The organism is Deinococcus yavapaiensis KR-236 (assembly GCF_003217515.1).
Lineage (GTDB): Bacteria > Deinococcota > Deinococci > Deinococcales > Deinococcaceae > Deinococcus_A > Deinococcus_A yavapaiensis.
This window is the reverse complement of record NZ_QJSX01000007.1, coordinates 134,469-155,171: the sequence shown is the minus strand read 5'-3', so window position 1 is coordinate 155,171 and position 20,703 is coordinate 134,469. Positions and strand designations below refer to the sequence as shown.

Genomic DNA, 20,703 nt, shown 5'->3' with positions numbered 1-20,703 from the left:
GTGAACGATTCAGGCAGCGTTTTCACGCCGAACCGGCGACCACCCGAAGGGCCACGCGGCACTCGCGAACACGAGCGGCGCACAAGGGCCGCGTGGCACCGCCCACTCGCCGGAGCGGCATGACCTCTTCGAAAGCCGAGGAAGTCTTGCTCGACTGCTCCGTGTTTCGCGGTTTGCCTCGCGAGATCCTGGAGGTCCTGGCGCGAGACTCGACCCTCACGACCGTCCACGTCGGTCAGACGATCTTCTTCGAAGGAGACCTCGTGGACTCCCTCTACCTGATGGCGAGCGGTTGGGCGAAGGTCTACAAGCAAGACCCGAACGGACGCAAGCAGCTGGTCTTGCACATCGAAGGTCCCGGCCAGGTGCTCGCCGAGGTGGCCGTCTTCTTGGAGCGACGGGTGTATCCCGCGTCGTGTGAAGCCCTGGAAGACTCGGAAGTCTTGCGCGTCGCGAGCGCCACGTTTCACCACTGCGTCGAGCAGTACCCCGTGTTGGCCAGAAACGTCATCCGGTACCTCGCGTCTCGGCAAAGCAAGCTCGTCCACCTCGTCGACAAGATGTTCTTCCAAGAATTGGCGTCCCGGCTGGCTCAAGACTTGCTGGAGCGATTGGAACGCGACGGCCAAGGATACTGCTTGCCGAGCAATCCCGAGATGGCGGCGATGCTCGGCACGGTTCCCGAGCTCATCAGTCGAAAACTCGGCCACTTGTACCGTCAAAAGCTCATCCGCTTGGAGGGGCGCCGCGTGTGGATTCCCGATCCGGACGCCCTCGCGACCTTGCTTCCCGCGCCGATGGTAGCCTACGATCACTGAATCGAACGACGTTCGGCGAACTCCGAAATCCCATGTTGAGCAGCGTCGTGGGCCAAGGCCCCGGGCGACCGCGAAGGACTTATCGACATGAACACGCCACTCGATCCGAAGAACAACCAAGTCATCGACGTTCGTGACATTCCACGCGAACGACGGCATCCGCTTATCTTGGCGACCTTCGACGACTTACCGGTCGGAGCGAGCGTCGAGGTCGTCAACAACCACGATCCGTTGCCGTTGCACTATCAATTTCAGGTGGAGCGCCACGGGCTTTTCGACTGGCAGTACCTGCAGCGTGGCCCGGACGTATGGCACGTTCGCATCGAGCGGATCGCTTGAAAGGAAGGCCCGTCCGCTCGCTCAGCATTCGCGCGCTGCGGCCAGCTCGCTGACGGCACGTACCGCCGCGCGCTCTTCGGGCTGCCGAGCGTACCGTCCGAGCGTCTCGAGAAGGCCTGGCAGGTGTTCGAGAGGGCGAACGCGAACGGCGAGGCGAACGAACGCGAGGTAGGCCTCGAAGACGCCGCGGTCATCGTGGAGTTCCTGGTACAGCGTCACGGCATGTTGATAGGCTCGTTCGGCTTCGAGGAGCAGCAAGGCGTCCTCGGCGGCTCGTCCGGCGCGCAGCAAAACTGGCGCGGCGTGCTGCGGAGCGTTCCCGGCGAGCCACTGTTGCGCGACGCGCATGGGGTTCGCCTTGTACGCCTCCAACACCCGCGCCGCGCTGCGATGAAGGGCGGCGCGCATGCTGTCCGTCATGCCTTGCCGAACGCCTTCGTAGATCAAGTCGTGCGCGAACTGCTCGCCGTCGATGACTTGAGCCGCTTCCAGTTCCTGCCAGGCATCCACGCACTCCAACAGAGGCGCGCGTAGAACCTCGGCGATCAATTCCACCGTGAAGTTGCTCTGCAAGACCGCGGCGGCTTGGGCGGCGTGCCGCGCCATCGGGGAGAGTCTCAGCAAGCGCTCGTTGATCAACGCGGCCGCTTTCGGGGGAATCGGCAGGTCCTCAACGCGGTCGGCTTCGAGTTGAGCCGTCTCGTACAAGTGCTTCACGGTTTCGAGCAGGTACAGCGGGTTGCCGCCACTGAAGGACGCGAGGCGTGAAGCGTGCCGAGCGGCGCCCGGCAAGCCCAAGCCGTCCAAAAGCACTTGAACGGCGCCCGCGTCGAGCGGAGGCACGTCGATCCAGACGTACAGGCCCGCGTCGACGACGCTTCGGCCATACGCCTCCATCGAGGCGGGCAGTTCTCCTTGACGAAAGGCCAAGATCGGCTGGACGAGGCCGCCGTCTTTGGTGTACGGCGCGAACGTCTTGGCGATGTGCATGCTCAACTCGCTGCTCGCCGAGTCGTAGTACTGCAAGTCGTCGGACACGACGACATCAGCGTCTTCGCTGACAAGGCGCGCGATTTCGGCGGTCGCGTCGAAGAAGCGAATTCGGTCGGCCGGGGACAGCAAGGGCGGCGGATCGCGGTCCCAGACTTCGGGAACCAAGCGGGAGAATTCGCGTCGCACCCACTCTGGCAAGTCCAGGTGCGGGCGGGCGCGCAAGATGTTCCGCCACGATCGAGAGTACGTCGCATACGGCACGTTCTGATCGCCGGGACGCGCCTCGAACCGCAAGACGCGGCCTTTGCTGCTCGCGAATTCATGCATCAAGCGTGATTTGCCCACGCCGGGCTGACCGCACACGATGATGCCTTGACCGCGGGTCCACGCGTCCTCCATCAACTCCCACTGCCGTTCACGACCGGCCAGCACGGGCGGTCGCAGGATGCTGACGGGCGTCTCGCGCTTCAGGCGCGACGGTCGGTCGGGCAATCCACGGTCGTGCTGCACCGTCCGAATGAGCGCCTTGGTCGACACGAGCGGTTCGACGCCGAATTCGCGTTGCAGCATGACTTCGAGCCGGTGGGAGGTTTCGAGCGCGAGCGAGCGGTCGCCCAGCAGGTACTGATACTTGATGACACGCACGAACGCTTCCTCGGACTGCGGTTCGGCCAGCAGCAATCGCTGCGCGTGCGTCAAGGCGAGCGGAACGTCACCGCTTCGTTCTGTGGCGTCGGCGAGCGCCACGAGGGCCTTGCGCCGCGCGTCGTGCCAGCGGTCGCGTTCGGTCAGCAGCCACTCCTCGAAGTTCGGGCAATCGTCGTATTCGAATTCAGCCAGCAGTTCGCCGTCATGCGTGAGGAAGGCCTCGTACCGCGCGTGTTCGAAGTGCGCGAGAGCGTCGAGGGCGTCCACGTGAAGGTGGGGCGCGAGGCTCAGGACGCTGGTGCTCGAACTCGTTACGAGTTCCTCGCCTGTCGTGAGGCGAAGCTTGCGCAGCAACTGCGTCAAGTTGTTGCGCGCGGTCATGTCCCGCGAGTCCGGCCAGAGGATTCCGGCGGCTCGGGAGCGAATCATCGGGCCGTTGAGCGCGAGTATCGTCAGCAATCCGGCGGTCTTGCGTTCGAGCAAGACGAGCGATCCCACGGGAGGGTGGAGCGCGGCGACACCGAGGGCGCTGAATCGCCAAATTGAAGACACCATCACAGTGTACGGCGCGCGTGAACGAAGCTCAATCGAAGCCAGCGAAGCGGCGTCGTACGTCTTGGAGAACTGTCGACTTCAGGACACGTAATCGCCGTCTTGGAAACGAACAGGGAATTTACCCGAAGAAGTTGCCGTAGATGACGTGCCAAACGAGGTAGTACGAGAGGCGAACGACGACGGGGGCCAGCAAACCGTACCTTCGGAAGAACGCCGCCGCCGAGAAGTTCAAGGCGAACGCTTGAACGGCGTAAGCGACAAAGACGCCGGGGCTCAGCGCGCCATCGGCAACACTGACCATTCGACTTCCCTGCATCAACGGCTCCAGGCACGCCGACATCACGGCCAAGGTCCAGAAAACGACTTCTTGCGCACGTCCACGCAGCACGACGCGCGAGATGAGCCAGAGCAGGACAGGCACCGGAAACAGCAGGAAGACGAACTCCCACGTGATGGCGCCGCCGGTGTACACCCAGAACGACTGGGGAAAGGCAACGTTGAACGCCTGCCCGAGTCGAGCCGCGAGAACCTCGCTCGCGTTCGTGACGACTTCCGTTCCCACTTGCAGCGCCCCGAGCGCCACTCCGGTGAAGGCGGGCCAAGCGAGCCAACCCGCGCGATGATTTCGTCGGTCCCATCCGCTCGGGAAGCCCGTGTGGTGCATGCACCACACGGCCGCCAAACCCAGCAGCGTGATGACGGTATGCGTCAGCCAAGAGTCCGGATGAACGGAGCGTCCCCCGGACGGAAAGAGCGGCGTGAGCACGTCCGCCAGCGCCCAGTACGCCATCAACGCCACCCACACCAGTGCCGAACGTCGCGCGGCGTCGAACGACCACGCCCGGGGCGCGGCAGAACGAACTATGTCGGGCGCCTTCGTGGAACCGGACGACGGAGGCAGGACTTGAGGTTGGTGATTTGTGTGCATGAATTCCTCCCACTGCTTCGAGCTTGTCGAACGTCGAGCGGCACGGGCGTTGCCGGCTTGGGTTTGGTGAAGGGGCGAACCGCGACGAGCGTTCTCACGGCGCCTTTGGGCGGTGCGAGCCGAACTTCGTGCTCGTCGAACGGCAGCATGCCAAGCCACAGGTGATTTGGAGGTGACCGACCTTTCGAGCCCGTCCGGACGCAAGAACACGGTTGACTGACGGCGAGAGAGAGCGTGGAAGTGGGGCGCGTCCCGCTCGAGCCCTTTTGCGCGAGGGATGCACCGAGGCGGGCAGGAGAGGCAGGAGCCCGGTTCCTCGGCTTTTGGAGGAATTCAAACTTCACGGAAGGTGGACGGCCAAGACCGAATCTGCGTTCATGCCTTCCCGCTTCCTCGTACTTCGGCGATGGCCGCGAAATCACCGGGAGATCACCTGCGGGTGCGTACGGTGCCTTGGCAGGTCCGTTCACGTGACGGCCTCGGCAGGATCATTGCCGCCACCCTTTCGATGCAGGAGGTTTCATGCGCATCCGCTCGTATTCACGTTCGTCGACACGCCTCGCCGGTGGTGTGGGCTTCAGCTTCTCGCGCTCGGTAGAGCGAACGTCTTGGCGCGAGCAGGAAGCTCGACGCTCTCCTGGTGGCTCGCCATGAGCGCGGACGAGCGCGCGAGCCTTTCCTTTCATGAGACGCCGTTGTCGGACGAAACGACCGCACGCTCGAAGGAGCGGCAGTTATATGTGATGAGAGTCTGGTTCGAGCAGGACGACCTGCGCTCCGTGTGGCGCGCTTCCGTGCAGCAAAACAGTGAGGCGCGCCGGTACTTCGCTTCCGCTGACGCCCTCCTCCAGTTTCTTCAAGGCGCCTTGAAGTGCCGTGACGCCGACGAGGAGCGACACGCCAGCGAGTGATCCGGGCCGTTCCAACCAGATTGGAATCTCTTTGGTAACATTATGGTTGACTCATAGAGGTGATTGGCTTACTGTGGAATCACAGTGGTACCATCGATGTCGGCGCACACCTCCGTGCCTTCGGCGGGCAACCCTGACCGACTTCAGGAGGCGTGACCCTGACCGTGTCCACCGCGCAACTCACGAGAACCACGTCCGCTCGCTGGCTTCGAGGCTTCCTTCATCTGTACGACGAGTCGACCCTTGCCGAACTCGTCGCGTACGTCTCCTCGACCTCCGCGCCCGACGTGCGCGTGGAGGAAAGCGACCTTCGGCCCGTCGCGACGCCCGCGCCGCACCTCGGCGATTGGGTCGCGCCCCTCGTGTACCTCAACCGCGGCCTGAAAGTCGAGGTCGTGCACGAGGAAACCAACGCTCGCATCTGCGTCACGGCGCGCGAACGCCTTCCCGTCGTGACGGGCCGCGTCCGCTTGACGGTCACCGTCGACCCGCTCACCGGTCAGCTTCAACGGTTCCACATGGCGTCCGTTCACGACGGGCACCGCTTCGTGACGGTGCCCGTCCGTCCTGCCGCGCGCACGTCCGTCTGGGCGGCAGCGCGCAATTACCTCGATACCGTGGGCAACCTCGACGTCTTCTCCGGCTGCGTCCTCGTGCAAGGTCCCGCCGAGCCCCTGCTCGACATGTGCCTCGGCGAAGCGCACCAGGCGACCGGCGCGATGATCACGTCACGCACGCGCTTCAACCTCGCGTCCATCACCAAGGCGTTCACGGCCGTCGCGGCACTTCGCCTCGCGCAAGAGGGCCGGTTCGATGTGCACGACGAGGTGAACGCTTTCCTGCCACAGCCCGTGAACGCTTGGCGAGGCGTCACGCCACACCAGTTGCTCACCCACACCGCCGGCTTCGACCCCGCCGTCCTCACGGGGGACTTGCACTGGCTGTGGAAGGACCGCTGCCGCGACATGGCCGCGTGGTGGCACCTCGTGCGCTTCCGCGAGCCGGACGCCGCGCGTCGCGGCGGGTGGCACTACAGCAACGTCGGGTACGTCATCCTGGGTCTGGCCATTCAGCACGCCGCCGAAGAGGATTACTACACCTACGTCAAGCGCGTCGTGTTCGACGCGGCGGGCATGGACGGCGCGGACTTCGACGAGCTCGACTTCGAGCATCCGGAGCGCGCCATGGGCTACGAGGTGCACGCGTCCAAGCCGGACCTACCGGCGCGACCGCGCCGCAGTCACGTGCGCGAAGTGGAGATTCGAGGCGGTCCCCACGGGTACGCGTACTCGACCGCCGCGGACCTCGTTCGCTTCATTCGCGCGCTGCGCGGCGGACAACTCCTCGACGAGGAGCGCACGCGCCTGATGCTCGAATCCGTCGTGCCGACCAACCGCCCCGACAGTCAAGCCGGGTATGGCCTGTTTCACGTGCACGCCGACGAGCGCGCGTTGCTGCACGTTTCCGGGGCGGGCGCCGGGATCAGCGCGTGGCTCGACCACGACTTGGAGCGCGACACCACCACGGTGGTGCTTTCCAACTACGCGCCGCCCGCCGCGCACCGCGTCGGGCGCGAGTTGCGCAGCCTCCTCGCCCGCGCCTGACGTTTCAGTGGCGGACCGTTCCAGTGCCAAGCACATCGTAAGGTGCCCGAACGCTCGGAGCGAATCGGGCCTTCGCCGCGCCAGACGAGCGCGCCGCTCAGCGTCCGCCGATTTCCACGACGAAGTCGTACCGGTCGGCGCGGTAGAAGCTGCGGGTGAATTCGATGGGTCGGCCGCTGGCATGGTACGTGACGCGACGCGTGAACAACGCCGGTTCGGTCGGCGGAATTTGCAAAAGTTCGGCTTCTTTGGCGGGCATGAGCATCGCGCGGATGTGTTGAAGGGCGCGGACGGGCCGGGAGTTGGTCACGTCCAAGTACGAGTACAGGGAGTGCTCGATCTTCTCGGGTTCGGGCGCGATCTCGGCGGGCAGGACGGCCAGTTCCACGCCGACCGGTTCGTCGTCGGCGAACCGCAGGCGTTTGAGGCGCGCGACGCGAGCGGTCGGGGAGATGGCGAGGGCGAGCGCCTCGTCGGGCGTGGCGGCCGTGATCTCTCGAATCAGCCACCTCGACGTGACGGTGTGGCCGCGCGCGCGCATGTCCTCTGTGAAGCTCGTGAGCGTCTGGAGCGGTCGATGAAGGCGTGGGACGTCCTCATCCTGCGCGGGAATGCTGGCGGCGTACGTGCCCGAGCCGCGCTTTCGAATGACGGCGCCTTCGTCTTCGAGGCGTTCGAGGGCTTTGCGGAGGGTACGGCGGGACACGCCGAGTTCCTCGGCCAGTTGGCGTTCGGGGGGAAGCGCTTGGTCCGCCGGCCAGGTACCAATGGCGAGGCCTTGGCGGAGCCGCGCCTCGACTTGCAGGTACAGCGGCGTGTCATCCGTCATCGGCTCGTGGACCAAACCCATACCAATCAACCTATCGTGTCGTGATTTGACTTGCAACAAGTTCACGCGTGTCGCACGTTCATTCGAGCAGTGCGCCCCAGGTTCGAAGGCGCGAAAGGAGTGGAACCCCTTGAAAACCTCTTAGGGACCACTTAGACTCTTTCTTGAACCACAACCGCCCCATCCGAACTTTCGAAGGAGGACGCGTCGTGCGCTACCACGTTCACGCCATTCGCGGCACACCGAACAATCCATCTCGCAAAGCGCGCTCCCGGCGGAGCGCCGCGTGACGCATCACCGTGGAACACCGGACGCGGTCCCCACCGCAGACGCGTCTCTGCGCGCCGCCGACCGCCGCCGCCTCGTTCGGCACGTCGCCGCGATCTTGCTGCGCATGGTCGTGATGCTTTGGCTCGTCACGACCATCACCTTCGTCGTCGTTCGCGCGCTGCCCGGCAACCCGATCGATTTGTACATCCAAGATCTCGCCGCTTCGGGCCTTAGCCCCGAAGAAGCGCGTTCGCGCGCCTCGGCCGTCCTGCGCTTCGACGTGCAGGGCAGCTTTCTGGAGCAGTACGTCCAATACGTCACCAACGTCACTCGCGGTGACCTCGGCAACTCGTCGATCCTCTCGCCCGGCTCGCCCGTCCTTCCCATGATCCTCGCGCGCCTTCCGTGGACGATCCTCAGCGTCGGCATCGCGCTCACGCTCAGCTTCATCATCGGCGTTCGCCTTGGCTTGATCGCCGCGATGCGCCGCCACGCGTGGACCGACCACCTTATCAGCAACACCTGGGCCGCCATCGACTCCATTCCCGCCGTTCTGCTCGCCGTCGTCGCGATCTTGTTGTTGGGCGTGGTGTGGAAGATCGTTCCCATCGAGTGGATGCGCGGCGCGTACGACCCGGCGACCACCCCAGGGTTCAACTGGCCGTTCATCAAAAGCGCCTTGCTGCACTACCTCGTGCCAGGCACCGTCTACACCCTCACCTCGCTCGGCGGGTGGGTGCTGGCGATGCGCAGCAACGCCATGAGCGCGATCAGCGACGATTACGTTCACGTCGCCCGCGCCCGCGGTCTCGGCGAGCCGCGCATTCGTGACGCGTACGTCGGCCGCAACGCCATCTTGCCGCTCGTCACCGGCTTCGCCATCGCGGTGGGCTTCACCGTCAGCGGCAGCGTCCTGATCGAGAAAGTCTTCGTCACGCCCGGCGTCGGCGCCCTCCTCGCCGACGCCATCGCCCGCCGCGACTATCCGCTGATGCAAGGCGTCGTCTTGATCACCACCTTCGCCGTGCTCGTCGCGACCGCCGTCGCCGACGCGTTGTCCACCTGGCTCGATCCTCGCATCCGCCTCGGAGGCGATTCGGCGTGACCACTCCTCCCACTCCACTCGCCGCGAGCGCGCGCCGCGTTCGCTCGAATGCCACGCCCACCGCGCTGATCGGCACCACGCTGTTCGCCTTGCTCGTCGTGGTCTCCTTCCTCGGCGCGCTCGTCGTCGGCGCTCCGCAACTCGACGCGACGACGATCAGCGGGCCGCCCAGCGCCTCGCACGTGCTCGGCACCGACTACCAAGGGCGCGACAACTTGGCGTTGCTCGTTCGGGGCGGCGCCGACATGGTCCTGCTCGCCTTGATCGCCGGGACGCTCACCACGCTCGTCGCCGTCACCCTCGGCAGCGCCAGCGCGTACGTCGGCGGTCGTGTCGACGCCCTGCTGATGCGCGCCACCGACCTGTGGCTCACCATTCCCCGCTTCATCCTCCTCGTCGTCGTCGCCAGCACGTGGCGCGTTCAATCCACCGTCGCCCTGGCCGCCCTCATCGCCGTGTTCAGTTGGCCGGTCCTCGCGCGGCAAGTTCGCGCGAACGTCTTGTCACTCAAAGAACGCGAGTACATCGAAGCGGCCCGCCTGCTCGACCTCGGCCCCGTCCACATGCTGCTGCGAGAACTGCTTCCGAGCATGGCGCCGTTCATCGTCGTCAGCACCATCCAATCGATGACGCAAGCGATCTACCAACAAGTCGGCCTCGCCTTCCTCGGCATCCTCCCCCTGCGCGACAACTGGGGTCTGCTGTTCAGCGTCGCGTACGGACAAAACGCCATCTACTTCGCCGACGCCGCGTGGAGCGTCCTCGCTCCCATCGGCGCGATCTGCTTGCTGCAACTGTCGCTCGTGATGATGGCGCGCGGCTACGAGGAAACCTTCAACCCCCGCCTCAGGAGCCAGCGATGACCGCTTCATCTTCCGTTCTCACGGTTCGCGACTTGAACGTCACGTACCGCGGCGCGCGAGGCCCCGTTCATGCCGTGAGTGACGCCAGCTTCGACTTGCACGTCGACGAGTGCATCGCCCTGATCGGCGAGAGCGGCAGCGGCAAGAGCACCCTCGGGCAGAGCCTCGCGCGTCTCCTGCCCGTCAAGACGACCGCCATCACCGGCCAAGTCACCTACCACGGTCGGCGCGGCCCCGAGAACGTCTTGACCTTCACCGCCCCCGACCTGCGCGCCTTCCGCTGGCGGGAATGCGCGTACGTCACGCAAAGCGCCATCAGCGCCTTCAATCCGCTGCTCCGCATCTCCGAGCACTTCGAGGAGACCGCCCGCGCGCACGGCGCCTTCGGCAGAGGATCGCGCACGGCAGCCTTCGAATTGCTCGAAAGCGTCCGGTTGGAACCGACCCGCGTATGGAACGCCTATCCACACGAGCTGAGCGGCGGCATGCGGCAACGCGTCCTGCTCGCCCTCGCCCTGCTGCTCGAACCCAAGATCCTGATTCTCGACGAGCCCACGACAGCCCTCGACGTGCTCACGCAACGCGCCATCATCGACGTTCTCACCTCCGTGCGGCGCCGAAAGAAGCTCGGCATCATCTTCATCAGCCACGACCTCGGCGTCGCCAGCGAACTCGCCGACCGCCTGTTCACCATGTACGCCGGACGCATCGTCGAAACCGGAACCACCGAGCAAGTCCTGCGGCGCACCGCGCACCCTTACACCGCCAGCTTGCTGCGCGCCATTCCCTCGCTCGAAACGCAGCGTGACGTCACCAGCATTCCCGGCTCCCCTCCTAACCTCGTCACCCTCCCGACCGGCTGCCCGTTTCATCCTCGCTGCGTTCACGCGCGCCCCCAGTGCACGCGCGGACACGCGCCGCCGCTCGACCTCGTCGACGCCGGTCACGGCAGCGCCTGCCACTTCGCCGGGAACGTCCAGGCGCAGACCGTCCGCGAAAGGAAGCAGCATGTCTGACGCGCTCGTCCGTCTCGAACACGTCGGCAAGTCCTTCTTGCAAAAAGGCCGTCCCGTCAGCGTCATCGAGGACGTCACCCTCGACATCCATCCTGGCGAAATCGTCTCCCTCGTCGGCGAGTCTGGGTGCGGCAAGACCACCACTGGGCGCATGATCGCCGGCCTCACTCCTCCGTCCACCGGTCGCGTGTCTTACTCCGGCGCGGACATCACGCGTCTTCGTGGCGCCGAACGCCGCGCCTACCGCCTCGGCGTTCAACTCGTCCACCAAGATCCGTACGCCAGCCTCAACCCGTCTCAGCGCGTTCGTGACATTCTCGCCGCGCCCCTCAAGCGCCACCGCCTCGTTCGTCACCGCGACGAACTCGAAGTGCGCCTGCGCGAACTTCTGCAAAGCGTCGATCTCACGCCCGCCGACGAGGTCCTCACGAAGTTTCCCCATCAGCTGTCCGGCGGGCAGCGCCAACGCCTCTCCATCGCCCGCGCGCTCAGCGTCCGCCCGTCGTTTCTCGTCGCGGACGAAGCCGTCTCGATGGTCGACGTCAGCATTCGCATCAGCATCCTCAACACCTTGCGGCGCCTGCGAGACGAACACGGCCTCGCCATCCTCTTCATCACCCACGACCTCGCCCTCGCGCGGCACGTCGCCGGAAACGGCCGCGTCGGCGTGATGTACCTCGGCCGCATCGTCGAAATCGCCGACGCCGACGAACTCATCCGTCATCCTCAGCATCCGTACACGCGGGCCTTGCTCGCCGCGAGCCCGCCCGACCCGCTCTCAAACGCGCCGCGATCCGCGCCCGTCCAGCTTCGGCAAGACGACATTCCGAGCTTGCTCGCACGTCCCGCCGGCTGCCCCTTTCATCCCCGTTGCCCGCAGTTCGTCGCGGGAGTGTGCGACACGGCCGTTCCCGCGCTCGTCACCACGTCTCCTCGGCACGCCACCGCGTGCACCGTCTTCACGGGCTTCCATCCGGGCATGACGCCGGATGCGGCAGCGACCACCGACGCGCCTTCCGGAAGTCACTGAGCGCGCGGCGCTCCACGGCACCTTCCTCTCGTCCAGCTTCACCCGTCAAAGGAGACAGGTATGATAAAGGTCCTCACGAACGTCCTCACCGGAGCGCTCGCCCTCGCCGCGATGACCGGCACCGCCTCCTTCGCCCAAGACGCGAAGTACCTCGTGTCCGTCACCCTCAAGCCCGGCATCAAGTGGAGCGACGGAACGCCGCTCACCGCCCGCGACTTCGTCGGCGGATACGACCTCATCTGGGCGCAAGGCTACGGCATCTGGAATCAACTCACCGACGTCAAAGCTAAAGATGACGCGACCATCGAGTTCTACCTCAAGGACGTCTCCCCCACCATTTTGCGTCAACTCGTTCGCAGCAACCAGACCGGTTCGTGGTCGCAGTACGGCCCGCTCTACACCCGCGCGCGGCAACTACGCGTCAAGGGCGCCGATCGCAACGGCGCCGACGTCAAAGACCTCCTCAACGACCTCGAGAAGTACAAGCCCACCACCACCGTCAGCTACGGCCCCTTCTATCTCACGTCGAACAAAGTCGGCCCCACCCAACTCGAACTCGTCAAGAACAAGGGCGGGTACAACGCGGGCCGCATCGGCTTCGACCGCGTCATCGTCTACTACGGCGAGACGCAACAAGTCCTGCCGCTCTTGCTGTCCAACCAAATCGACTACTCCATCGCGGCGTTCACGCCCAGCGACGTCAAGGCCATCGCCCAAAACCCCAACTTGCAATTGATCAAGAGCCCGCTTTCCGTCGGCCCCGCCTTGTGGTTCAACCAGAACATCGACACCTTCAGCAAAAAAGAGTTCCGTCAAGCCGTCGCGCACGTCATCAACCGAGACGAAGTCGCCCGCATTGCCCTCGGCGACGCCGGCAAGCCCATCCAGTACATGGCGGGCTTCTCCGATCTGCTCGTTCCCGGTTGGCTCAACGCCACCACGCGGCGCGGCCTCGACGAGTACAAGACGGACGTCAGCAAGGCCACGGCGCTTTTGCAAAGCATCGGCTTCAAGAAGCAAGGCGCCACGTGGGTCGACGACGAAGGCAAACCCGTCAAGTTCGAGATCACCGCGCCCGGCGACTTCGTCGATTTCCTCGCGGCCGCGCAAGCCGTTTCGCAGCAACTCAACCGCTTCGGCTTTCAAACCACCGTTCGCAGCATCGCCGCGCAAGAACGTCCCGCCACCATCGACCAAGCTCGCTATCAAGCCTTGATGGACTTCGGGTTGATCTCCACGCCTTCCCATCCGTCCACCTCGTACGGGTACTACATGACCGAGGGGTTCTTCGGCAGCAACAAACCCGACGCCAAGACGGGATCCAAAGGCATGAATTGGCCGCTCACCCAAAAAACCAAGGACGGCAAGACCGTCAACATCCGCACGCTCATCCAGCAGTCCCTCGCGGGAGACGACGTCGCCAAGCAGAAGACGTACGTGCAAACCCTCGCGCAGATCTTCAACGACCAGTTGCCCGTCATCCCGATCTTCGAGCGCTACACCACCGACCCCATCAACACCAAAGCGCGCGTGACCGGTTGGTTGCCAATGAACAACAGCATCTACAAGAACAACCAAGGCAGCGACAACTACATCGCCATTCAGTTCCTGAACGGCACCCTCAAACCCATCGCGGGCAGCGACAAGTCCTTCCGCACCGCCTTGCCGTACCAGCAGCAGGATTACTCGTTCAACTTCTTCACGGGCAACAGCCTTCAACAGAGCTTCAGCTCGCCGGTGTATCACATGGCCTTCCCGCCGCTCATGTGGTACAGCGAAACGCAGCAGCGCTACACGCCCGCCGTCGCGCAGAAGTACACCGTCACCGAACTCAAGTAAGCCGTCGTGGAGGACGACCCCGCCTTCGCGGGGTCGTCCTCCACGACGAAGCGGTCACGAGCGCTCCCGCTCTTGATTGACGAGGCCGAACGCCTTGGGCAACTCGGGATTTTCCACGAATTCCGTCGGGTCGAGGTCGGACAAGCCGACTTCCTGCTCGTACTTCCCGATCTTGACGTGCAAGCGTTTCACGTCGCCCTCCACGAGGCCGTAATCGAACGTGTCCCAAATCGCCGTTTGCTGCGTGGCGTTCGCATCGAAATTCGGCACGGCCCGCGTGGCTTTGATGCCTTCTTCCAGCGTCCGGCGGCTTTCGATGCCCAAGTTTCGAAAGACCACTTGCATCACGTCACGGCTGAAGTCCCTCGGCCCGTACACGCCCGCGCGGTACACCGTCTCGGCGAACTTGTCCCAATCCGGAACGAGGTGCGACGACGGCATGCTGAACTGCGTGATCACCGTGCGAATCGCTTCCAGCGTTTGCTGAGGATAGTAGTACAAGTACAGGCGCACGCCTTCGAGGAAGAAGTTGTAGTGCGCCGCTTCGTCCACCGCGATGGTTCGCGCGACGCTCGCCAGCACCGGGTCCTCTTGCCCTCGCAGGTGCGCCTTGTCGCTCTTGCCGGACGCGACCGCCATCAAGTTGAGGTAGTTCAGTTGCGTGGCGCGCTCTTGAAACACCGTGTACACGAGGTTCGTGATGGCGTCCGGAAAGGGCAGCGTCCACTGCTGACTTCGCAGGCGCTCCTTGTACTCGGCGATCCACTGCGGCGAGCGTTGACGCGAAAACAGCAGGACGTTTTCCCAGGCGTCGGCGTGCTTCTCCTCTTCGCTGCCCCAGCGCAATTGGAAGTGACTGCGCCCGTGGCTGCGCCGCACGAGGTTCACGAGTTCCGACGTGTAGTCGGGCGCGTACTGCTCCACCGCGAAAAAGCCTTGCACGATGGTCGTCACGTCCGCCGAGGCATTCGTGCGTAAAGCTCGCCAATCGAAGCTCTTGTCGGGATTCCAATTACGCGTTTCCTGGCTGCGCGAGGTGTACCAGCGGTACAACCCGAGAAAGGCACGCTCGATCAATTTGTCCTTCTCTCGATGGCTGAGAAGCGCGGCGGGTTGTCGACGTCCAAGCGGAACGACCGAGGGTGGAATGATGCTCGTCATGAAAACCTCCAAACCATCGAGGGCGGCGCCCCTGCGTCGTCGGCGCGACAACGCACGACAAGCCACGATCGAAAGTCCGAGAACCTTCGACACGCGTGGCACCGCCGAGTGGGCGAATCAAGGCGACCGACGGGGGCGGAATGCCGCGTCGACGTTGTGAAGGTCGACGTGACGACCCCGTCAGGCGCAATCAGGACTCGAAGACGTCGCCGCCCCACAATTGGTCTTCGTCGGTCTGCTCCGCTTCACGGCTCATACTGCCGTCCTTGCGAACGAAACTCACCAAGCTGAACTGCTCGGGCGCCATGTTCGTCACCAGCAAGTTGTAGCGGCCGTGCTCGACACGGCGGTCACTGGTGGGCGTGCCCTGCCCGCCCTCATACGACACGACCGCCTGCTCGCCCAGCGGTATCTCGGTCTCACCGGCATGCTCGACCGTTCCTTTGAAACAACGTTCGGGTGACTCGACGTCACCAAACCAACGGCCCTTCAAAACAAATGTTCCCATATACTTTCCTCCTCGTTTCATAGTTGACGCTCCACGCATCCGAATAAACGGCGCCTCGCAAGAAGAGCCGCGCACCGGCAGCGCTCCTGTCGCCGAAGCTGGACGCGGCCTTTGTCGAACGTTCGTGTCGATCGGCACGACCGGCAGCAACTCGTCGTTCGCGTCGAGCAGTTGCAAGGTGGCGCCTTTGGCGTGAATGCGACGCAGCAGGATGTCCGTCTGGAGTTCGTTGCGGCTCAATCGATCTCCGTCCCCGACGATCAGGACGTCGCCCGGCTCCAGGCCGGCGATCGCGCGGTGCAGCACCGGCCTCGCGAGGTGATCGCCGCTGCTCATCTCGATATAAATCGACTGACACCCCACCGCGATCAGTTTGGTCGCCTGCATGTACGGCTGCTGCATCAAGCGCAGGGATCGGACGTACCCGATCAGCACGCAGGCGACCCACGGCGTTCCGTCCCGAGGCAGGGAAAGCGCGACCTGCATCCGTGAACGCCGAGCAGGTGAGGGGCATGGGGCGCTTTGGCAATCACCGCGAAGCCGAGGCGACTGCCCCCCGAGCCGACGAGGCAGCTCATCGACTGTTCAAAAGCAAAAAGATGTCGTCGTCATGCCGTTGTCGTTCGAAGAGGGCGCGGTTCACAGGCGCCTCACCCTGTTGCCTCGGACGAGCGTGGTGTTCCGGCGGCGGCCCGTCGACCCAGGCGTCCACGGTGGTAGAAGGTGAAGTCTCGAGGATGAAGTCATTCAATGGGGTTTGCATCAATACCAGTACTCCTTCGAGCGTCGTGTTTCGGTGCTTCACAGTCTTCGTGACGAGGCGTGCGAAGGTCGATGCGTGACGCTCCGACCTCGAAGTGCTGACTGGACGTCATTGAACTCGAGGAGCGGAAAGCGTCCCGCTTGATTTGAGTGGCTGAGGAACGAGGGGTGGCAGGAACCGAGAATTCCTGCCCATCGTCGAGCACGACGCTGCGTTCTGAAGTAAGTGCATTATGCGCTTCAAGCACCTCGGCAATACCGGGCGCGCTTGCCTTGTGAAGAGCGAGGAGGCCGAGCGTGCTCGGCACGGGAGTTCGAAGCGAACACGCTTGGCGCGAGTGTCACGGACACGCGAGGCGTCCGTTGGAACGATAGAGCGAGTGGACTTCCGCCTTTCATGAGCCAGGGTGCGGGCCGCACGTTCACTTCCAATCCGGAGCTTCTGTTGGTCTCGGTGGACGTGGAGGACGTGAGGGTAAGGTGTTCGTGGGGTCGGCGGCCTTACGTTTATGCTGCTTGGTATGGACATGACTCAGATCCGCGCAAACGTGTTTGCCCTCGCGAAACTGCGGTACTGGCAATCCATGGATGTGAGTTCCAACCACGAGTTGGCCGTTCAGAATGCCATCGATTTCGTGCGCGAGTACACCCAGGACTTGAAGGCGGAAGGCCAGTTCCCGAGTTGGGAACATGAGCTGCGGCTGGTGCTGAAGAGGCAGTGATTCACCGCCGGTCAGGCGAACTCGACGGTCTTGCCGTCCCGGTCAAGCGCTTCGTTCAGTCGTCACCGTCCGCCAAGTCGTACGGACATCATCGATCGGCGGATCGAACAACGACGCCTGGGTGTCGTCGCGAAACAACGATTGGAAGTCCCTGGGAGAAAACGCTTTGCGAAGGCGCGTCGCGTACCCGTCGCGCAGAACGCGCTCGTAATGCCGCGCGTCGTACGCGCGCCCTGTGACGTTTTGATCCGTGAGAAGCACGTCCGTCCCGTTCGCGTGCCGAAAGTAGCGAATTCGCGCGCCGGGCTGCCAGTCGGTCACGCCCGCCGAGAGCAACGCTTCGTACGTGGGTTCTTTGCGCGTCGACCGAAATTGCAAGTACGCCTGAGGCGTCTTGCTGACGCGCACGGTGACGCTCACGTCCGCGTTCGTGAACGTCCGAGCGCGCAGCTTGCGCAGCGTGTCGTCGAAGGCGGCGCGCACGCTCGGCACGTCGCCGCGCAGCAAGGCCGTCAGGGCCGCGCGAAGAAACGCCTCTCCGTACGGTTCGGCGCGGCTGGAGTGGAAGCTCGCGCCCCGCACCGTGAGGCTCGCGTCATACCCCAGCAAGGCGTAATTCTTGACTTCGTGGCTGAACATCGCGGCGTACCGTCCTTCGAACGCCAACGTCACTTCCGCCGGAAGGCTCCGTCCGACGTCCTCGACGACTTGCCGTTCGCGCGCCTCGTCCCAATCGGTCGGCACGCCGAAGTACACGCCGTCGGTGTCCGCCTCGATCAAGGTGACTCCGTGCGCCCGCAAGCCCTCCAGGACGGTTCGCAGGACGGCCCGGCCGTGCCGCGTGATGGCGTCCGCGGCTTCCCGATCGCCGAAGCGACTCATCTCCCCCGCCCCGAGGTAACCGTACGCGCTGTTGATCACCGTTTTCATCGCGGCTTGCATCGCGAAGCTTTCCGCTTGCTCGCGCGTCCCCCTCGGAAGTTGCGAGGCGAGGGTCTTGTGGCGCAAGCGTTCGCGCGTCAATGCATCCACGAGGTGGTAGAAGACTTCGAGCGGATCGCACTTCGGGGAGATGCGGTACGTGCGGATGAGGCTGGGGTAGAGGCTGGCGATGTCGGCTTTCACCACGCGCGGCAGCACGCCCTCCGCGAACAAGTGCACCGCGCCGCCTCGATGGGCGTCGCCGGTCGTGCACGTGTTTCCGGGCAGCGCGTGCCGTTCGTGCAGGTACGCCCGAACGAGCATCGGCTCGAGAATCCCGGTGGCCGTGCCCGCGTACGTAACGCGCGCGAACGGCCTCGGGGCGAGCTTCGCGAGGGCGAACGCCGGCGCGAACACCCGCTCGCTCACGAGGCCCACTTCCCGCACGTCTTGGAGCGCGTACGTCCGCACGAGGTCGGGTTCACGTTGGTACGTCGGGTAGATTTCCGCGCCGTCGAGGTACACGCGGCCTTCCTCGGCGAAGCCCAAGGCGCGCGCGACGTTCTTGAGGCCGAAGCTCGACAAGCTCAGGGTGCGCCGCGCCCCGTCGAGGGTGTCCACGACTTCCCGTCCCGTCACCGTGAAGTGCGGCGTTCGCTGCCCATCGCCGACGCGGCGCACGCCCCTCGGTCCGCCGAGTCGCCCGAGGTCGAGGTCCACGTTCAACCGTCGAGCGCGCTCGATCAGAAACGGCAGGTCGAAGCCTTGGATGTTGTGGTTCTCGATGACGTCCGGGTCGCGCGCCCGCACGAGACGCACGAGGGCGCGCAGCATCTCCGCCTCGTCCTCGTCACGGGGCGCTTCGAGCACGGCTTCCAAGCCGCGCGAGTCCGACACGGCGATCAGGAAGATGCGCCCGTCCGTGGGATCGAGGCTGGTCGTCTCGAGGTCGAAGCGCAAACGAACGAGGTCGTCGAACGCGAGTTCCTTGAAGTACGTGCGGCCCGTGCACGTCAGGTACTGCTCGATCGGCCCGAGCGTGTGGTACTCCGCGTCGGGCAAGCTCGACAAGGAGCGCCCGAGCCGCAGGGACGCTCCGCGCAGAAGCTCCTGACGCAAGGTGAAGCCGTCCCGGGCGCTGATCAGCACGCGCAGGCTGCCCTCGGCGCCTTTCAAGGAGTGATGTGAAAATTCGGCGGTGTCGTCGTCTCGGCGAAGGCGATGACCGACGTGAGCGAGGTCGTGGACGTCACGCGCGAAGACGAACGGCCGAAAGGTGGCGCGCTCGGCGACAAGTCGCCCTTGGACTCGTCGCCAAACGATCGCTCGACCTCGAGAATCGGCGTGCACGCTCACGATGCCGGACGTGTCGTCGTGGCCTTGCAGCCATGAACGCACGTTCGGAGGGGACGAAGCAGGTGAATCGGTCGGCATGATTCCTCGGAAAAGCGGCGGGGCCGGAAAGGGAGCGCATCTTATCACCGCGGAGCGAGCTCGGTGCCGCGCGAACAAGAAGGGCGCCCGTTTCCCGCGAAGTCCGGTCGGTCGCGCGCCACCCTCGAGGACCGTCCGAAGCTCGGCCTCTCGGGGCGAGGCCCACGGTCGTCCTCGGTCACTTGTCCACCAACGCCTGGCCGACGTGGTGCCCGGCGAGAATCCCCACCGAGAGGTGAGACGTGAAGCGCGTGATCGATCGGCGCGCCTCCTTTGCCGTTTCGAAGCCCTCCTGCTCTCAGCGAGCCTTAACGTGACAGGACAAGGCCGGGCCCGAGGCTTACCCTAACGCTATGTGGACTCCCGAACACAAGGACGCTGGGACTCGACGGGTGTTCAAGAGCCGGGGCGGCCATGATCAGCACGCTTGAGGACCTCGGCCTGAGCGACTTCTTCCTCGAAGCCGGGCGATCGTTCATGGCGACGTTCCCGCCGGAAGCACGAGCGGAATTGGAGATGGGCCGCGTGGTGGGCGTCGAGCGCGCGACCTTTCAAGTTTGGACGGCCAACGGACCCACCGAGGCGCTTTTGGCCGGCACCTTGCGGCAAAGCGGCTCGGAACTCCTCACGCAGCCGGTCATCGGTGACTGGCTCGTCGTTCAACACCTCGCGGCGGGATCGGCGCTGCGAATCGTTCATGTCCTGCCGCGCCGAACCACCTTCGCGCGGGCGGTGAACAGCGGCCTGTCCGAGCAGATCATTGCCGCCAACGTCGATGTGGTCTTTATCGTGACCACGCCGGGCGAGGACTTCGACGTATCTCGCTTGGGACGCTACGTCGCAGCCGTCCAAACGAGTGGGGCACGACCGGTGGTGTTGCTGAACAAAACGGATTTGATCGAAGACGCCGCCCTGTTCGTCGAGCAAATCAAAACGTTGGCGCTCGACCTGCCCGTGCACGAGGTGGCCGCCACAAGCGAGTACGGGCTCGACGCGGTACGACCTTACTTCCAAAAAGGCGTCACCGTCGCGCTGATCGGCTCGTCCGGGGTCGGAAAGTCGACGCTCACCAACGCGCTCCTAGGACGGGAAGCGGCCGTCACCGGGTTGATTCGGCAAAGCGATCAGCAAGGACGTCACACCACCACGGGTCGTACGCTCTACCCCCTTCCAGGCGGCGGGTTGCTGATCGACAATCCGGGTCTTCGTGACATCGCGGTTTGGGACGCGGCAGGTCGGCCCTCCGGATTCGAGGTGATCGAGGAAACGGCGGCCAACTGCCGCTTCCGGAAGTGCACGCACACCACCGAACCGGGCTGCGCCGTGAAACGAGCCGTTCAGCAAGGAACCATTTCCGCCGAAACGCTGACGGCCTACCACCAAGCGCAGGGCCTTTCCACGCGACGCCCGAAGAGACGTTGAGGCCCGCGGGTCTCCAGCGACGCCG

At 64.5% G+C, this 20,703-nt stretch carries 17 protein-coding genes; 11 read left to right on the top strand and 6 right to left on the bottom strand.

All coding sequences use genetic code 11. From position 1 onward, the window contains the following. Positions 1–119: 119 nt before the first annotated feature. Both DES52_RS10550 and DES52_RS10545 read left to right on the top strand, forming a co-directional pair. Positions 120–818 carry a Crp/Fnr family transcriptional regulator gene (locus DES52_RS10550; protein WP_110886780.1) on the top strand — a complete coding sequence of 233 codons (699 nt, stop codon included), beginning with the start codon at positions 120–122 and terminating at the stop codon, positions 816–818. 87 nt (positions 819–905) lie between these two features. Next, a complete protein-coding gene (locus DES52_RS10545) occupies positions 906–1,157 on the top strand; it encodes a DUF2249 domain-containing protein (protein ID WP_110886779.1) in 252 nt (83 codons plus the stop codon). A gap of 21 nt (positions 1,158–1,178) precedes the next feature. On the opposite strand, the gene DES52_RS10540 is transcribed toward DES52_RS10545, so the two are convergent. Next, the gene (locus DES52_RS10540; protein ID WP_170131001.1) at positions 1,179–3,350 is read right to left on the bottom strand and encodes an ATP-binding protein; all 2,172 of its coding nucleotides are present in this window, start codon (positions 3,348–3,350) and stop codon (positions 1,179–1,181) included. Positions 3,351–3,471: 121 nt separating this feature from the next. Further along, positions 3,472–4,281 carry a hypothetical protein gene (locus DES52_RS10535; protein ID WP_146237255.1) on the bottom strand — a complete coding sequence of 270 codons (810 nt, stop codon included), beginning with the start codon at positions 4,279–4,281 and terminating at the stop codon, positions 3,472–3,474. Positions 4,282–5,024: 743 nt separating this feature from the next. On the opposite strand from DES52_RS10535, the gene DES52_RS22920 reads away from it, so the two are divergent. Together DES52_RS22920 and DES52_RS10525 are read left to right on the top strand one after the other, a co-directional pair. Then, positions 5,025–5,192, top strand: a complete 168-nt coding sequence (locus DES52_RS22920) for a hypothetical protein (RefSeq protein WP_170131000.1) — start codon at positions 5,025–5,027, stop codon at positions 5,190–5,192. A gap of 152 nt (positions 5,193–5,344) precedes the next feature. Further along, positions 5,345–6,796: a serine hydrolase domain-containing protein gene (locus tag DES52_RS10525; RefSeq protein WP_110886775.1), complete on the top strand. Its 1,452-nt coding sequence runs from the start codon at positions 5,345–5,347 to the stop codon at positions 6,794–6,796. A 97-nt stretch (positions 6,797–6,893) separates the two neighbouring features. On the opposite strand, the gene DES52_RS10520 is transcribed toward DES52_RS10525, so the two are convergent. Continuing rightward, the gene (locus DES52_RS10520) at positions 6,894–7,625 is read right to left on the bottom strand and encodes a GntR family transcriptional regulator (RefSeq protein ID WP_110886774.1); all 732 of its coding nucleotides are present in this window, start codon (positions 7,623–7,625) and stop codon (positions 6,894–6,896) included. Positions 7,626–7,911: 286 nt separating this feature from the next. On the opposite strand from DES52_RS10520, the gene DES52_RS10515 reads away from it, so the two are divergent. Genes DES52_RS10515 through DES52_RS10495 form a run of 5 tightly spaced genes read left to right on the top strand, consistent with a single transcriptional unit; the run spans position 7,912 to position 13,748 of the window. Further along, entirely contained in the window at positions 7,912–9,000 is a 1,089-nt protein-coding gene (locus DES52_RS10515) for an ABC transporter permease (RefSeq protein WP_110886773.1), read from the top strand. Next, complete coding sequence (locus DES52_RS10510; RefSeq protein WP_110886772.1) at positions 8,997–9,863, top strand: ABC transporter permease; 867 nt, start codon at positions 8,997–8,999, stop codon at positions 9,861–9,863. The genes DES52_RS10515 and DES52_RS10510 overlap by 4 nt, the downstream gene beginning before the upstream one ends. Further along, positions 9,860–10,879: an ABC transporter ATP-binding protein gene (locus tag DES52_RS10505; RefSeq protein ID WP_110886771.1), complete on the top strand. Its 1,020-nt coding sequence runs from the start codon at positions 9,860–9,862 to the stop codon at positions 10,877–10,879. Before DES52_RS10510 ends, DES52_RS10505 begins: the two co-directional genes overlap by 4 nt. Beyond that, the gene (locus DES52_RS10500; RefSeq protein ID WP_110886770.1) at positions 10,872–11,909 is read left to right on the top strand and encodes an ABC transporter ATP-binding protein; all 1,038 of its coding nucleotides are present in this window, start codon (positions 10,872–10,874) and stop codon (positions 11,907–11,909) included. The genes DES52_RS10505 and DES52_RS10500 overlap by 8 nt, the downstream gene beginning before the upstream one ends. A 60-nt stretch (positions 11,910–11,969) precedes the next feature. Next, positions 11,970–13,748 (top strand): ABC transporter substrate-binding protein, encoded by a 1,779-nt coding sequence (locus DES52_RS10495; RefSeq protein WP_110886769.1) that lies wholly within the window; start codon positions 11,970–11,972, stop codon positions 13,746–13,748. Positions 13,749–13,802: 54 nt separating this feature from the next. Here the strand turns inward: DES52_RS10495 and DES52_RS10490 are convergent, their stop codons facing one another. Together DES52_RS10490 and DES52_RS10485 are read right to left on the bottom strand one after the other, a co-directional pair. Continuing rightward, positions 13,803–14,909, bottom strand: a complete 1,107-nt coding sequence (locus DES52_RS10490; RefSeq protein WP_110886768.1) for an acyl-ACP desaturase — start codon at positions 14,907–14,909, stop codon at positions 13,803–13,805. Positions 14,910–15,099: 190 nt separating this feature from the next. Then, positions 15,100–15,903, bottom strand: coding sequence for a recombinase family protein (locus tag DES52_RS10485; protein WP_110886767.1), 804 nt, complete (start codon positions 15,901–15,903; stop codon positions 15,100–15,102). Positions 15,904–16,700: 797 nt separating this feature from the next. Between DES52_RS10485 and DES52_RS10475 the strand changes: the two genes are divergently transcribed. Continuing rightward, positions 16,701–16,901, top strand: a complete 201-nt coding sequence (locus DES52_RS10475) for a hypothetical protein (protein WP_146237254.1) — start codon at positions 16,701–16,703, stop codon at positions 16,899–16,901. A gap of 42 nt (positions 16,902–16,943) precedes the next feature. Here DES52_RS10475 and DES52_RS10470 read toward each other — a convergent pair whose 3' ends face one another. After that, complete coding sequence (locus tag DES52_RS10470; RefSeq protein WP_245900903.1) at positions 16,944–19,220, bottom strand: 3'-5' exonuclease; 2,277 nt, start codon at positions 19,218–19,220, stop codon at positions 16,944–16,946. Positions 19,221–19,670: 450 nt separating this feature from the next. Between DES52_RS10470 and rsgA the strand changes: the two genes are divergently transcribed. After that, complete coding sequence (gene rsgA, locus DES52_RS10465) at positions 19,671–20,678, top strand: ribosome small subunit-dependent GTPase A (RefSeq protein WP_110886763.1); 1,008 nt, start codon at positions 19,671–19,673, stop codon at positions 20,676–20,678. The last annotated feature ends 25 nt before the right edge of the window (positions 20,679–20,703 follow it).